The sequence below is a fragment of the Roseburia sp. 499 genome (assembly GCF_001940225.2).
In the GTDB taxonomy this organism is placed as follows: domain Bacteria; phylum Bacillota; class Clostridia; order Lachnospirales; family Lachnospiraceae; genus Petralouisia.
This window is the reverse complement of the sequence record NZ_CP135164.1, coordinates 1,421,647-1,437,156: the sequence shown is the minus strand read 5'-3', so window position 1 is coordinate 1,437,156 and position 15,510 is coordinate 1,421,647. Positions and strand designations below refer to the sequence as shown.

General features: G+C 37.5%; 17 protein-coding genes. 1 reads left to right on the top strand and 16 read right to left on the bottom strand.

Annotated elements, in window-relative coordinates; genetic code table 11:
* Window positions 1–20 precede the first annotated feature (20 nt).
* The 13 genes from BIV20_RS07160 to rsxC form a co-directional block, all read right to left on the bottom strand.
* Window positions 21–554 (bottom strand): GNAT family N-acetyltransferase, encoded by a 534-nt coding sequence (locus BIV20_RS07160; protein ID WP_075719517.1) that lies wholly within the window; start codon window positions 552–554, stop codon window positions 21–23.
* 5 nt (window positions 555–559) lie between these two features.
* Window positions 560–1,801 carry a glutamate-5-semialdehyde dehydrogenase gene (locus BIV20_RS07155; RefSeq protein ID WP_075720047.1) on the bottom strand — a complete coding sequence of 414 codons (1,242 nt, stop codon included), beginning with the start codon at window positions 1,799–1,801 and terminating at the stop codon, window positions 560–562.
* A gap of 5 nt (window positions 1,802–1,806) precedes the next feature.
* Window positions 1,807–2,355, bottom strand: a complete 549-nt coding sequence (locus BIV20_RS07150) for a 5-formyltetrahydrofolate cyclo-ligase (protein WP_075719515.1) — start codon at window positions 2,353–2,355, stop codon at window positions 1,807–1,809.
* Window positions 2,333–2,554: a DUF896 domain-containing protein gene (locus BIV20_RS07145; protein ID WP_075719513.1), complete on the bottom strand. Its 222-nt coding sequence runs from the start codon at window positions 2,552–2,554 to the stop codon at window positions 2,333–2,335. The genes BIV20_RS07150 and BIV20_RS07145 overlap by 23 nt, the downstream gene beginning before the upstream one ends.
* 12 nt (window positions 2,555–2,566) lie before the next feature.
* A complete protein-coding gene (gene proB, locus BIV20_RS07140) occupies window positions 2,567–3,415 on the bottom strand; it encodes a glutamate 5-kinase (RefSeq protein ID WP_075719511.1) in 849 nt (282 codons plus the stop codon).
* An 80-nt stretch (window positions 3,416–3,495) separates the two neighbouring features.
* The gene (locus BIV20_RS07135; protein ID WP_075719509.1) at window positions 3,496–4,821 is read right to left on the bottom strand and encodes a putative ABC transporter permease; all 1,326 of its coding nucleotides are present in this window, start codon (window positions 4,819–4,821) and stop codon (window positions 3,496–3,498) included.
* A gap of 21 nt (window positions 4,822–4,842) precedes the next feature.
* The gene (locus tag BIV20_RS07130) at window positions 4,843–6,243 is read right to left on the bottom strand and encodes an MATE family efflux transporter (protein ID WP_242939798.1); all 1,401 of its coding nucleotides are present in this window, start codon (window positions 6,241–6,243) and stop codon (window positions 4,843–4,845) included.
* A gap of 131 nt (window positions 6,244–6,374) precedes the next feature.
* Entirely contained in the window at window positions 6,375–7,172 is a 798-nt protein-coding gene (gene rnfB, locus BIV20_RS07125; protein ID WP_075719507.1) for an RnfABCDGE type electron transport complex subunit B, read from the bottom strand.
* 12 nt (window positions 7,173–7,184) lie between these two features.
* A complete protein-coding gene (rsxA, locus tag BIV20_RS07120; protein WP_075719505.1) occupies window positions 7,185–7,760 on the bottom strand; it encodes an electron transport complex subunit RsxA in 576 nt (191 codons plus the stop codon).
* A gap of 13 nt (window positions 7,761–7,773) precedes the next feature.
* A complete protein-coding gene (gene rsxE, locus BIV20_RS07115; RefSeq protein ID WP_075719503.1) occupies window positions 7,774–8,445 on the bottom strand; it encodes an electron transport complex subunit RsxE in 672 nt (223 codons plus the stop codon).
* A 2-nt stretch (window positions 8,446–8,447) separates the two neighbouring features.
* On the bottom strand, window positions 8,448–9,059 hold the full coding sequence (locus BIV20_RS07110) for an RnfABCDGE type electron transport complex subunit G (protein WP_075719501.1): 612 nt from the start codon (window positions 9,057–9,059) through the stop codon (window positions 8,448–8,450).
* On the bottom strand, window positions 9,052–9,993 hold the full coding sequence (locus tag BIV20_RS07105; RefSeq protein ID WP_075719499.1) for an RnfABCDGE type electron transport complex subunit D: 942 nt from the start codon (window positions 9,991–9,993) through the stop codon (window positions 9,052–9,054). The genes BIV20_RS07110 and BIV20_RS07105 overlap by 8 nt, the downstream gene beginning before the upstream one ends.
* A 21-nt stretch (window positions 9,994–10,014) precedes the next feature.
* Window positions 10,015–11,337, bottom strand: a complete 1,323-nt coding sequence (rsxC, locus tag BIV20_RS07100; protein WP_075719497.1) for an electron transport complex subunit RsxC — start codon at window positions 11,335–11,337, stop codon at window positions 10,015–10,017.
* A 265-nt stretch (window positions 11,338–11,602) separates the two neighbouring features.
* On the opposite strand from rsxC, the gene BIV20_RS07095 reads away from it, so the two are divergent.
* Window positions 11,603–12,706, top strand: a complete 1,104-nt coding sequence (locus tag BIV20_RS07095; RefSeq protein ID WP_075719495.1) for a ribonuclease H-like domain-containing protein — start codon at window positions 11,603–11,605, stop codon at window positions 12,704–12,706.
* Between the two features lie 62 nt (window positions 12,707–12,768).
* Here BIV20_RS07095 and BIV20_RS07090 read toward each other — a convergent pair whose 3' ends face one another.
* Genes BIV20_RS07090 through ispH form a run of 3 tightly spaced genes read right to left on the bottom strand, consistent with a single transcriptional unit; the run spans window position 12,769 to window position 15,505 of the window.
* Window positions 12,769–13,545: a CheR family methyltransferase gene (locus BIV20_RS07090; RefSeq protein WP_075719493.1), complete on the bottom strand. Its 777-nt coding sequence runs from the start codon at window positions 13,543–13,545 to the stop codon at window positions 12,769–12,771.
* Window positions 13,546–13,581: 36 nt separating this feature from the next.
* Window positions 13,582–14,667, bottom strand: a complete 1,086-nt coding sequence (gene rpsA, locus BIV20_RS07085; RefSeq protein WP_075719491.1) for a 30S ribosomal protein S1 — start codon at window positions 14,665–14,667, stop codon at window positions 13,582–13,584.
* The gene (gene ispH / locus BIV20_RS07080) at window positions 14,648–15,505 is read right to left on the bottom strand and encodes a 4-hydroxy-3-methylbut-2-enyl diphosphate reductase (RefSeq protein ID WP_075719489.1); all 858 of its coding nucleotides are present in this window, start codon (window positions 15,503–15,505) and stop codon (window positions 14,648–14,650) included. The genes rpsA and ispH overlap by 20 nt, the downstream gene beginning before the upstream one ends.
* Window positions 15,506–15,510: the final 5 nt, after the last annotated feature.

Here is a 15,510-nt window from a genome sequence, read left to right as displayed (position 1 = left end):
TTCTTATCTGCCCTTTACGTTTACAGTACAAATTCTAACTGGCAGTCACAAGGTTCTGCTTCACTTAGCTGTCTATTATACTCTCTTGCCTCTATGCACCCCATAGCATGATAAAATGCCTGAGACTCTTTTGCCGAATGTGCAGAAATATACAATTTCTCTGCTCCCAATCTTCTGCCAGCTTCACTGGCAATGGCAAATAATCGTTTCCCGATTCCCATTCCACGGCTTTCCTCTGAAACGTGAATACAAGACAACTGAACATACTGATTTTTTGAACCAAAAGGTTCATTCTCCACAGATGCAAAACCAACCAGCCGCTCCTCATCAAAGGCCCCAAACACAAATCCTCCGGTATGGTCTGTATTCTTTAAGCACTTTACCAAAAATGCATATTCTGCTTCGCTCCACTCTTCTACAAAAGGAATATCTTTTAACTGCCATCTTCCATTTTCCTTCCGCCAGCATTTTGTTACTTCCTGATGTCGACGAAATCCATGAAATAATGACAATTCAATTTGTTCTTCTCCCAATTGTATATAATGCACACACATATTTCTTATTCTCTCACTTGACCATTTCCATAAATAATATATTTGGTTGTAGTCAGTTCTTTTAATCCCATTGGTCCTCTGGCATGCAGTTTCTGAGTACTAATGCCGATTTCTGCACCAAAACCAAATTCAAATCCATCGGTAAATCTTGTAGACGCATTGACATATACAGCAGCCGCATCAATTTCATTCAAGAATTTCTGTGCATTATCATAATCCTTCGTGATAATTGCCTCAGAATGTCCTGTATTATACTTATTAATATGGAGAATTGCCTCTTCAATAGAAGAAACTGTTTTAATAGATAGAATATAATCTAAATATTCAGTTCCCCAATCTTCTTCTGTTGCTGCTTTAATCTCAACGCAAGCTTCCCGACTCTTCTCATCTCCGCGAAGTTCTACGTTTTTTTCTTTTAGCCGTTCTGCTAACCTTGGAAGAAATGCATCCTTAATCTTCTCATGCACTACCAGAGATTCACAAGCATTGCATACACCAATTCTCTGGGTCTTTGCATTGAAAATAATATCAATTGCCATATCCAAATCTGCTGTCTCATCTACGAAAATATGACAATTTCCAGTTCCTGTTTCAATCACAGGTACTGTAGCTTTTTGCACTACAGTGCGGATTAATCCGGCTCCTCCACGCGGAATCAAAACATCCACATATTCATTCATGCGCATAAACTCTTCTGCAGTTTCATGACTAGTATCTGTAATCAACTGAATTGCATGAATTGGAAGACCGCACTTCTCCAAAGCTTCCTGCATGGTCTTGGTAATGGCATTATTAGAATGAATAGCATCTTTACCGCCTCTTAAAATCACCACATTTCCAGCTTTAAAGCAAAGTCCAAAAGCATCTGCTGTTACATTTGGTCTGGATTCATAAATAATTCCAATGACTCCTAACGGAACTCGTTTTTGACCAATCATAAGACCATTTGGACGTTGTTTCATAGACAGTACTTCCCCTACCGGGTCATCTAACGCAGCAATCTGACGTAACCCTTCTGCCATCTGCGCCACCCTTGATTCTGTCAACTGCAATCTGTCCTGTAATGCCGGTGGCATATTATTTTCTCTTGCATTTTCCATATCTCTTTCGTTCGCTTCCAGAAGCAATGTCATATCTGCCATTAAATAATCTGCAGCAGTAGCCAACAGTTTATTCTTTTCCTTCACAGATAATACACGCATAACCGCTTCTGCTTCCCTTGCATTTTTTCCAATCTGCTCTAACATACTGTTCATTCCAATACCTCTCTCTCAGTTATAATCAAATCCATTGGTGTATCAAAATCATCTGTAGGAATGTTATCTACGATTTGTGTTTCATAAGTTGCAGCAATTTTTCGACATGCAGGAAATCTTGCAAAATATCTGTCATAAAAACCTTTTCCGTAACCAATTCTGTTTTTACTTTTATCGAACCCAAGTCCCGGAACAATTACCATGGGCGAATCTTCTGTAATCGGAACCTCACCAATAGGCTCCATAATTCCAAAAGCTCCCTTTTGAAAACCAGCTAATGACATAACCGGATAAAACTCCATCATATCTCCATTCGTTCGCGGAAATGCGACTTTTTTCCCTTCTGCCAGTGCTTTTTCTGCCAAAGGCAACACATTTACTTCACTTCCCAACGGATAATAACAATATATGACTTCCGCTTCTTCTGATACGATATACTTCCAAATCTGTTCACATATCTTTCCAGAATATTCTTCCCGCTGTTCTTTTGTCAACAAATTCCTTTTTTCTTTTAACTCAGCTCTAATTTGCTGTTTTCTTTCCATACTTTTCTCCCAGATTCTCGATACTTCCATCAGGATTTACCACATCAATATTATCAAGCTGTCCTCTTAAATTTCTTCTTACATTAGCAATATACTCCTGACGCAAAAGTGCCTGTTCCTTCTTCTCTGCTTCTGTCAAACCTTCTGCTTTTGATTTTCTCGCCAACGCATTGATTCGGTCAATTTTACTCTGTTCCATATGTATCTCCTTCTATCCTATACTTTCTTCTATAAAATCTGCAATATAAAAATCTTCATTCTTATGCTGCTTAAACAGTGTTCCAGTAAATTCCCCTTCAAAAATCTCATGGAGAATTCCCACATCCTTTGCATTTGCGATAATCATATCTGCGCCGGAAAGAGTAGCAATTTTTGCCGCTGTAAGTTTCGTTGCCATGCCACCGGTTCCCACATCACTTCCTGTACTATCCTTTGCCATAGACAATACACCTTCATCCAGATGCTCTACCACTTTAATCAACTCTGCATTTGGATTCTTATGAGGGTCATCGGTAAATAGTCCATCAATATCAGATAACAAAATCAAAAGATCTGCTCCCACCAATGATGCTACAATGGCAGACAATGTATCATTATCACCAAACTGCATTTCATATGTAGATACTGTATCATTCTCGTTTACAACCGGAATTACGCCCAGACGAAACAGTTCTTCAAAAGTATTCTGTGTATTTTTTCTAGATACATTATTTAACATGGTTCCCTTTGTCATCAATACCTGACCAGCCATATGATTATATTCAGAAAATATTCTCTGATATGTCATCATTAATCTTGCCTGTCCCACTGCTGCACATGCCTGTTTGGTAGAAATGCTCTTAGGTCGTTCTTCCAGCCCAATGACCTTTCTTCCCACAGCAATAGCTCCGGAACTTACCAGACATACATCTATTCCCTGATTATGAATGTCGCATAATTCTCGTACCAGTTTTTCTAATTTGGGGTAATTAAGTCCCCCAGTCTCTTCATGCATTAGGGAAGATGATCCTATTTTTACCACTACACGTTTTTTATGTTTTAAGTATTCCTTCATTTCCATTTTTCTCGTCCTTATCCTGATTATACCTTATTACTTTACCACACTTAAGTGAAAAAGCCTAGTGCAAAATATAAAAACTACTATTCTGTCATCTTTGCATTGGGATAAATCCATTCCATACGACTATCATCAAAATGACTATCCAGCCATTTTTCTATCGCATTTTTCGATTCTATTCCCTGATTTCTGTCACTATAACGTGCTAATGCGCCGGCAGAAATTATAATATTTATCGTCATAAATATTACAAAAACACAGCTCAGTATTTTTCCTATTTTCATTGGAATCCGCTCAATCCACTTAGAAAAGAAGGGATAAAACAATTTCATCCATACCAATGCCGCGATTCCCCAGAAGAAACAAAACAAAAGATTAATACGTCCTCCCAGGTTAAACGGTATATCACTGTAATCCCAAAAAACAGTACCAAAACATATTTCTGTAAAAACACTACATATGTACTCGTAAGCTCCGCCCAAGAAAGTACCTGCCAGAAAGATATACCGATCTTCTTTATTCCGATATCGATACAACAACATTGTAATTCCGGCAACACCAATTCCCCATACCAAACTAAACGGCCCGTATACTACACTACTTCGACTCATCAATTCCCCTGTAGTTATCCAACAGAAAATCGTTTCTGTAATATCTCCCAGGAATGCTCCCAAGAAAAAAATCCAGACAATTTTATGAAATCCACATCCATAGGCAAATACACTTTCGCGTAATTTCTTTTCCTCTTTCTCGGCTGCACTCTCCATATCCTTCTTTTTCTGATTTGGGAATGCACGCTCCATACGCTGCTCTACCCTAGCAGTTATGGCTTTACGCAAGGAATTCGATGCCTGCGAAAATCCATCTGCAATTTCATCCATATGCTTCGAATTTTCTCTGCCAAAATATAATCCCGCTAACGTTGTTACCGTGTCTACTACCAATAATATGTTAAACACAATTAGTAGGATTTCACCTACAAGCTGTGGTATTTCATGTATAATGCTTAAAAAGAACGGATTTGCCAGCTTTATCAGCAACATTCCAAGAATTCCCCAAAGAATAGCGTATTTCAGGCAAACATATCCACCCACCTGAAATTTCATATTAGAGTAATCCCACATTCGTATCTGAAATACTTTTTCCAAAATTACTCCTGTTATCAATTCAATAACAGAACTTACAATCATACAGCCTAAGAACAAATAGAACCAGCCTTCTCGTAGCGAATCCAGAAATACGGATAAGAACACCATAGAAAATCCATACACCGGGCAAACAATTCCATTTAATAAGCCATGATTTATCAGCTTTCTTTTTCCATAGACTCCATGAACCACTTCCATGGTCCATCCGAGAAAGCTATAAACAAAAAATAACCATACGATTTCATATCTGCTAAACAACATATCCGACTTTTCTCCTTTGTATTAAGAATCTGAAACAATATTTTGCAGCCAAATCCCCTTTTTCACTAATACATAACCGATCACACATTTTATGGTTTCTACCAACTGACAACTTAAGTACACCCCAACAATAGGGATTCCTGTAAATCTGGACAGCACATAAGCAAGGGGAATATCTACTGCCCAAACATACACACTGTCAAACAATACTGTAATCCAAGTTTTTCCACCAGAGCGCAATGTAAAATAGCATCCATGCATAAATGCATATAGCGGCATACATGCAGCTGAAATCAAAATAAATCGTGTTGCCAGTCCCTGTACCTCCGAAGAAGTATTATAAATTTCAGGGAAAAATGGTGAAATTGCGGCCAACAGGCTTCCAAATATTACACAGGTTCCTACTGAAAATACCAAAAGTTTTCGATCAGTATCCTTTGCTTCTTCCATCTTACCAGCACCCAAAAGCTGTCCTATTATTATGGCAATCGCATTTCCCATAGCCAAGAAAACCACATTAAATAGATTGGATACCGTACTAGAAATATTTAATCCTGCTACTACCGCCAGTCCTCGCATGGAATAACATTGCATTAAAAAGGCCTGTCCCATAGACCATGCTGCCTCATTTAGCAGTAATGGTATTCCCTTTTTAATAATATCCAATGTTAATGTCCTTGGTATTCGTAAACTGCTATAAGCGCCTTCTATAAAGCTATGTCGTTTATGATTTTTATGGGTCCACCAAATCAACATAAAGCATTCTGCAAAACGGGCAATATCTGTTGAAATTGCTGCACCGACTGCTCCCAGCTTCGGTGCTCCGAAATTACCAAAAATCAACAAATAATTTCCTGCCAGATTCATCATTACAGCACTAATTCCAATTTTCATTGGGATTAGTGTCTCTCCTGTTTCACGCAAAGTGCTGGCATAAGTCTGAGATACCGCATATGGAATCATCCCAATCATAATTACAGAAAGATATTCTTTTCCGTATTGTAAGGTTTTGACAATATCGCCATCCTGCGTTCCTTCATGTAGGTAAAGCATAATCAGTTCTTCACCTTTGAAAAAGAATAATGCTATAGCTCCCAATGCCATGACTACACAAATAATAAACTTAAACCGAAAAGTATTACGTACTCCTTCACGATTTCCCTGTCCATAATATTGTGCTGTAAATATTCCTGCACTGGACACACCGCCAAATACACAAATATTAAATACCATCATCAGTTGGTTTATAATAGCAACGCCACTCATCTGTTCCGTTCCTATCTGCCCCACCATAATATTATCCAAAAGACTTACAAAATTTGTAATTCCATTCTGTATAATAATAGGAATTACTACTAATAATACCATCTTATAAAATTCTTTTGTTCCGATATATTTTTTTAAATGTTTCCGGTTCATCATCTGAATCCTCTTTCCATTTGTCCTCTGTATTTAACTTACTACAACTTGACAAGTATATCATATTTCGACATAAAAAACCACTTCTCTTCTAAAGTAGTTTAGAAAAGAAGTGGTTCTCTCAAAACATTTTATTATGCAATGGTAATAATCTTCTTCGGACATTTTTCAGCACAAGTTCCACATCCGGTACATTTCTCATAGTCGACATGAGCCACATTATCCGTTACAGTAACTGCACCATTCGGACAGTTCTTTTCGCAGAGATGACAACCAATACATCCTACAGAACATGCTGCCATTACATCCTTACCTTTATCCTTAGAACTACACTGTACCTTCTGCTTTGCTTCGTAAGGTACCAGTTCAATCAGATGTTTCGGACATGCTGCTACACACTTGCCACATGCCTTACATGTTTCCTTATCTACCAATGCAATTCCGTTTACAATGTGGATTGCATCAAATGGACACGCCTTTACACAACTTCCATAACCAAGACATCCATAGTTACAAGATTTTGGTCCACCATTTGGTACAAATGCCATTGCTGCACAATCTTCTACACCGGTATATTCGTAATCGCGCTTTGCCTTCTCACAGTCTCCCGCACATTTTACGAAAGCAACCTTTTTCGCACCTTCTTCTGCGGAAATGCCCATGATTTCACCAACTTTAGCCGCAACCGGTGCTCCTCCAACCGGACACTGGTTTACCGGAGCCTCTCCTTTGACGATAGCTGCTGCTAATCCAGAACATCCGGCATAACCGCATCCACCACAGTTGTTACCCGGAAGAACACCTAAAATAGCTTCTTCTCTCGGATCTACTTCTACTTTAAATTTTTCTCCGAAGATTCCAAGGAAAAATCCAAGGATAATACCTGTTCCGCCTACGGCAAGGGCGGCAATGATAATTGCTGTAAAATTCATATTCATTCCCTCCTAAATCATGCCTGAAAATCCCATAAAGGCGATTGACATTAAACTGGCTGTAATTAACACGATGGCTGTTCCTTTAAAACGCTCCGGAATGTCATTGTATTCAATTTTTTCACGGATTCCTGCCATAATTACAATAGCAATAAAGAATCCGATTGCTGTTGCTAATCCGTTTACTACACTTTCTAAAATTCCATATGCTTTACTTACATTCGTTAAAGCCACGCCTAATACTGCACAGTTTGTTGTAATCAACGGCAAATATACCCCAAGGGATTCATACAACGGTGGCATATTTTTCTTTAAGAACATTTCTACAAACTGTACCAAAGATGCAATTACCAAAATAAATACGATGGTTTGCAAATATGCGATATCAAGCGGTGCAAGGATAAACTTATAAATCAATGCAGTTACAAAGGAAGACAAAGTAATAACAAAGACTACTGCGCCACCCATTCCTGCTGCGGTTTCTGTTTTCTTAGAAACACCAAGGAATGGACAAATTCCCAAGAACTGACTTAATACTACGTTATTTACAATGGCAGAGCCGATTGCAATTATTAATAATTCTTTCATCTACTCCTGCCTCCTATTCTTCTGTTTTCTTGGTTACGGATTTACCGGTACACATAGCTGACTGGGAACAACTTGCACAATCCCCGGTAATACATCCGGATGGAGCTGCCAATGGTTTGCCTTTTTTCTCCATCTTATCACGTACCACATTCATACCTGCTACTAAAAATGCTAATACAAGGAAAGCACCAGGAGCCATAACAAATACGGTAATTCCTAGCGTAGAACCAAGAATCTGACGTACCAAACCAATCAATGTCAAACCAACGGTAAATCCAAGTCCCATTCCTAAACCATCAAAGATAGATGGTGTAATCGGATTCTTAGATGCATAGCTTTCTGCTCTACCTAAAATAATACAGTTAACAACAATCAATGGGATATATACGCCCAAGGATGCTGATAAAGAAGGTGTATATGCCTGCATCAAGAACTGTACTACTGTAACCAGAGAAGCCACAATAACAATATATGCCGGCATACGCACTCCATCCGGTATAATCTTACGGAATGCAGAAATCAGTAAATTGGACATAACCAAAACTACTGTTGTAGAAAGTCCCATACCAAGTCCGTTGACTGCAGAGGATGTAACCGCAAGTGTCGGACACATACCAAGCATTAATACAAAGGTTGGATTTTCTTTAATAATACCATTATATAATCTTTCAACATACTTATTCATATTTAGTTACCTCCTTGTAATGCAGTGCTGAAATATACCAGACATGCATTTACCCCATTAGTGATTGCTTTGGAGGAAATAGTTGCACCTGTAACTGCCTCAATTTCATTGTCTGCGGAAGGTTCTGTTTTTACAACAGAAAATGATTCTGCCGCCTTATCATTAAACTGCTTTTTGAAATCATCTTCATTTACCAGCATTCCTAATCCAGGGGTTTCACTAATAGATGTAATGGAATATCCATTTACTGTTCCGTCACTCTTAATTCCTACGGAAAACGTAATATCTGCCTGGCTTCCTTCGTGGGAAGTAACATTGATTACATAACCAATTACATTTCCTGATTTGTCAAGTGCATTACTTACACCAATAATCTCATCATTGGTATAATCACTTTTTGCAATAATTTCTGCTGCTTTTTCAGCAGTAAAGTCTGCATTATCTTCAAAAGAATCTGCGTCCTTGAATACTTCCTGATATGCTGCATCCTGTGCTGCTTTATTTGCCTTTGCAATAGGGTCCTTCGTAATCTCATTTACTGCACCAAGAATGAATCCAAGAACCAGGGTAAATGCAGTTAAAATTAACGCGTCATGCACAATTTTCTTATTCATGCTGCTTTACCTCCTTTTTCTGTCCAAATGCTCTTGGGATAGTAAACTTCTCAATAATCGGCACTAACAGGTTGCTTAAGATAATTGCAAAAGAAACACCCTCTGCATTCGCACCAAAAATACGGAACAATCCAGTTAGGACACCAAGAAGAATACCATATGCCACCTTGCCCAGCGGAGTAATCGGAGATGTTACATAGTCAGTTGCCATAAAGAATGCGCCCAACATAAGTCCACCACCACACAGCTGTGCAGTTACATAGTTCCAATCCATACCCTGTCCGCCAAATAAAAGGATAAATACAACAAAAGTTACAATATAGGTTCCTGGAATCGTTAAATCAATAACTCCCAATAAAATCAAAATAATTGCTCCTACCAAAATAGCTATGGTAGATGTCTCACCGATGGTTCCTGAGGTAGTACCTATTAACATTTTCATAGTATCTACACTCTCGCCATTACGCATCATTGCAAGTGGAGTTGCTCCAGTATAAGCATCACAGTTAAAGTTCGTCATAGTTCCTGCAAAGGATACTAGCAAGAAACATCTTGCACCAAGTGCAGGATTCATGAAGTTCTGTCCTAAACCTCCGAACAACATCTTTACAATTACGATAGCGAATACACTTCCTAATACTGCCTGCCAAACCGGAAGACTAACCGGAAGGTTCAATGCAAGTAACAGACCTGTTACTACTGCACTCAAATCACTAATTGTGCTTTTTTTATGTATTATTAATTCAAAAAGCCATTCTGAAACTACGCAAGTTGCAATACAAACTGCTATTAAAAGTAATGCTCTAAATCCAAAATTCCAAATACCAAAAACACTTGCCGGCAATAAAGCAATAATTACATAAAGCATGATTCTGGCTGTTGTATCTTTGGCACGTACATGTGGTGATGAAGATACGTTATATAAATCACTCACAATAAGCCACCTCTTTCTTCGTTAATTTTTCTTTCTTCTCTCTGCAAGTATCTGTTTCTTCATTGTCTTAATAGACTGTGCTAATGGACGTTTTGCTGGGCAAATAAAGCTACAGCTTCCGCATTCAATACATTCCATTCCATTCCACTTTTCGAATCCGATCATGTCACCATGTTCACCCATTTTAGCAAGTCTGGATGGTATAATTCGTTCCGGACATGCTTCTACGCATCGTCCACAATTAATACATGCAGTTGTCTCACTTGCTGCCACATCATCTTTTGCAAGACAAAGTAAAGAGGATGATGTCTTTGTTGTAGGAATATCCAGTCCAAACATAGCAAATCCCATCATTGGACCACCTGAAATAATCTTTTCCGGCTGTTCTTTAAAGCCACCTGCTTCTTCTAAAATCTCCGCATAACTCATACCAATACAGATATTGAAGTTACCTGGCTCTTTTACCGCATCACCTGTAACAGTAAAGATTCTATTCATAACAGGTTTTCCAAGTTTTACAGCATTATATATAGAAATCAACGTCTCTACATTATCTACAATACATCCTGCATCTGCCGGAAGCATAGTAGAATTGATTTCTCTGCGAGTAGTTGCATAAATCAACTGACGTTCTCCACCCTGTGGATATTTTGTCTGTAACGGACAGACTTCCATGCGTGGTTCATCTTTTACCAGTTCCTGCACCTTTGCAATGGCATCTGGCTTATTATCTTCAATTCCAAAAATACCCTTTGCATTATCAAAGAGTTTTAATACAATTTTCATACCTTCTACAAGCATTTCAGGATTCTCTATCATGCGACGATAATCTGCTGTCAGGTATGGTTCACATTCTGCACAGTTGGCAATAATGTAGTCAATTTTCTCCGGCTCCTTCGGAGATAATTTCACATGTGTAGGGAATCCGGCTCCACCCATTCCTACTACACCAGCTTCTTTCACCTTATTGATAATATCCTCTTTGGAAATAGAATCGATATTATCTACCGGTTGATACTCCACTTCCTTCATCTCTCCATCATTCTCAATAATGATAGAATTCACCATGTCCCCAACGGCTCCACGTCGTGGTTCAATCGCCTTTACTGTACCTGATACAGAGGAATAAATTGGTGAAGATACAAAACCGCCTGCTTCTGCTATCTTCTGTCCTCTCAACACTGTATCACCCACAGCTACGATAGGACTTGCCGGCGCTCCGATATGCTGTGATATTGGATATACCAGTTCGCCTTTGGGTAATAATTCACGTATTGGCTTATCCTTGGAAAATTCTTTTCCATCATGTGGATGAACGCCACCTCTAAATGTCATTAAACCCATTTTCTGTGCCCCACTTTCTCTATAAAATGTATGATTTTTATATTTGTTACTCTATGAAAAACTTTACGTTCTTCACGAATAACTTTATCGTTATAATTATACCACAATTTTTATTTAATAACACTGATTTTTTGTACTTTTTTACATGCGCACTAGTATTTTTTTATATTTATTTGTATTATTTATACTATTAATTGTATTTATAGATATTTGAACCTTACTCAAAATATGTTATACTTATCGAGAAAGGAGATATTTTTAGCTTATGAAAACCTGGCAAAACGAAATTCCATTTAATAAGGATAATCCTATCACAGAAATACTCTTTTCGGAGTCTTCTGTTTTTTTTGATATTGAAACTACCGGATTTTCCGCAAAACACACTCATGTCTATTTAATTGGCTGTGCCGCAAGAAAAGGAAATGTCGTATGCACTACGCAATTTTTTGCAGAAAATCCTTCCGAAGAAAAGCTAATTCTAAATGCTTTTTCAGCACTTTTAACACATTACAATACTTTGATTACTTTTAACGGAATTGGTTTTGATATCCCTTATCTACAAGAACGATTCCAGCATTACAAACTATTAGATCCATTTTGTAATTTTCAATATCTTGATATTTTTAAGTCTCTTTCAAAATACAAAAATATTTTAAAATTGGAGAATTTAAAGCAGAAAACCATTGAACACTTTCTTGGACTTCAAAGGGAAGATATGTACTCTGGCGGAGAATTGATTAACGTATATGACAGTTATGTAAACTCTCCTTCTGAAGATGCCCTCAATCTACTTCGTCTTCATAATTACGAGGATGTAACCGGAATGATTGACTTATTACCAATCCTCTCCTATGTCCAGCTTTTTGAAGGAAACTTTGAAGTAACTGGGTTTGAAAAATGTTCCTATGAAGAATATGAAGGTTCTCACGCATTAGAACTTCACCTTAACTTAAACACCACTTTTCCTTTACCAAAACGTTTTTCCTTTGGTTTTCAGGACATTTATCTCACCGGCTTTCAGAATCAGGTCAAACTTAAAGTCAAAATATATCAGGGTGAATTAAAGTATTTCTATTCCAATTATAAGGATTATTATTATCTTCCTGAAGAGGACATGGCAGTTCACAAAAGTGTAGCTTTTTATGTAGATAAAAATTATCGTACCCGTGCAAAAGCTGCGACCTGTTACAGCAAAAAGACAGGTTGCTTCTTACCACAGTATGCCGAAATCTTCGAGCCCTACTTCAAATTGGAATACCACGACAAAGTACTGTATTTTGAAATGACCGAAGACTTCACCGATTCCCCGGAAGCTCAAAAGAAATATTCGCTTCATTTGTTAAAATATTTACTTAATGCCAAATTGTAATAATTCACAATTCAAAAAAAGAATTCCATGAATGGAATTCTTTTTTCGTAATAAAAGCTACATTATGCTTTTTCAAAGAAAAACGACTGTTTTCTTAAATAATTCAATTCTTTGTAATTCATAATCTGCTCAGTACTTCCAATAAAAAGTATTCCTTCTTTATTCAATGAAGCATTGAACTTCTTATAAATCTCTTCTTTTGCCTCTTCTGTAAAATAAATAAGTACATTTCTGCAGACAATCAAATGACATCCGGCAGGATAAGGATCCTTCAACAGATTATGTTCCTTAAATTCCACCTGACGCTTAATTTCATCAGAAATCTGGTAAGAACTTCCAATCTGCTTAAAATACTTTTTCTTAAACTCTGCCGGCACAGAAGCAATACTTTTCTCATTATAAAGACCCAGTCTTGCCTTATCCAGTACCTGTTTATCAATATCAGTTGCTATAATTTTAATCTGATTAACAGGTATATGCTTTGACAGCGCCATTACCAAAGAATATGGTTCATCACCTGTAGAACATGCAGCACTCCAAATCTTAAGATTTTTTCCAAACTTTTGAATTAGAGTTGGAAATACTTCTTTATCTAATATTTCCCATTGCTCTGGATTTCGGTAAAATTCCGATACATTAATTGTAAGAAAATTTACAAACTGCTCAAACTTTTCCTTATCACTTTTAATCAACGCTACATAATCTTTGTAGTTATTGACACTATTCTTCGTAATCAGGGTATCAATCCTACGTTTCATCTGCTTTTCTTTATAAGCATTCAAATCAATCTTTGTTAGTGCAAAAATATCTTTCTTAAACTCTTCATATCCGGTAAACATAGCATTCACCTACTCTTTCGTGTTTTCAGATTATACTTATTCTGCATCAGTTGCTTCCGCATCTTCTTCCGGAGCCAACAGTGCCTTTACACTTAAACTGATTTTCTTCTCTTCTTCGTTGAAATCAACAACTTCAGCTTCAATTTCCTGTCCAACGCTTAATACATCAGCAGGTTTCTCTACATGTTCTCTAGAAATCTGTGAAACGTGTAACAATGCATCTACACCAGGTGCTAATTCTACAAATGCGCCAAAATCTGTCATTCTTGCAACTACACCTTTTACAACAGTTCCCACTGCATATTTAGAAGCTGCATCCTTCCATGGATTCTCATCTTCAAACTTCATGCTTAATGCAATCTTGTTTTCGTTAATATCCTTGATAAATACTTTAACAACATCGCCAACTTTGAATACTTTCTTTGGATTCTCTACTCTGCCCCAAGACATTTCAGAAATATGAAGCAATCCGTCAGCTCCGCCTAAGTCAATAAATGCACCGAAGTCTGTAACATTCTTAACAGTTCCTTCCATAACATCTCCAACATTAATCTTAGCAAATAATTCCTTTTGTAATTCTGCTTTCTTTGCAACCAATAACTGTTTTCTATCACCAATGATTCTTCTTCTGCGTGGATTGAATTCAGTAATAACAAACTGAATTTCCTGATCCTTATACTTAGTCAAATCTTTTTCGTATGTATCAGATACCAAGCTTGCAGGAATAAAAATTCTTGCTTCATCGATTACTACGCTTAAGCCTCCATCTAATACCTGTGCAACATTTGCAGTAAGCACTTCCTGATTGTTAAATGCTTCTTCCAGTCTCTTGCTTCCTTTTTCTGCAGCAAGACGCTTGTATGTCAACAATACCTGACCTTCGCCATCGTTTACTTTCAGTACCTTAGCTTCCATAGTATCACCTACGGATACAACTGTGGTCAAGTCAACATTTGGTTCGTTTGTATATTCATTACGAGTAATGATTCCATCGGACTTGTAACCAATGTTCAAGATGATCTCGTCTGGTTTCACATCAATAACGGTACCGTCGACTACCTCTCCATTTCTTATTGTTTTAAATGATTCTTCCAACATTTGTTCAAAACTCATTTCTGACATTTTTTTGAACCTCCTCAATAATTTTGTTTGGGGTAGAAGCCCCTGCGGTAATACCTACGCTATTAATGGACTGTAATTTAGACAAATCCAAATCCTTCAGTGTCTGTATATAGCAAGTATTTTCACATTCTTTTTTACATATTTCAAATAACTTTTGCGTATTGGAACTAGTCTTTCCACCAATTACAATCATCGCTTCTACATTTCCGGCAATCTCTCTTGCTTCAGCCTGCCGTTCCTGCGTCGCATTGCAAATCGTATTTAAAACAATTATATCATAACCTTTTTCCGCGATAATTTCAACTAATTCTTTAAATTTCTTGTTGTTAAATGTCGTTTGTGAAACAACACATATCTTTTTTGGTACTTTTAGGTTAAATTTTCGAGCTTCTTCCGGAGCAGAAATTACAGTTGTTTCTTCCAGATTACTACTCCATCCATGAATCCCCTGTACTTCCGGATGCTCTCCATTTCCAATGATTACCACGTGATAGTCTTCCTTACTGTACTTTTCTACCAAACGGTGGATTTTTAGTACAAAGGGGCAAGTTGCATCTACATATGATATATTTTCTTCTTTCAGTAAATCATAAATTTCTTTTCCGACACCATGGGAGCGAATGATAACTGTGCCATCCTTACATTTTCTTAATTCTTCTTTGGTTTCCACAACCTGAACTCCCTTTTGTTCCAAGTCCTTTACCACCTCTTCGTTATGTATAATCGGCCCATAAGTGTATATTTTTCCATCTTTTTCTTCTGCCTGCTGATATACCGTATCCACGGCACGCTTTACTCCAAAACAGAACCCAGCGCTTTTTGCAAGTATTACTTCCATACCAA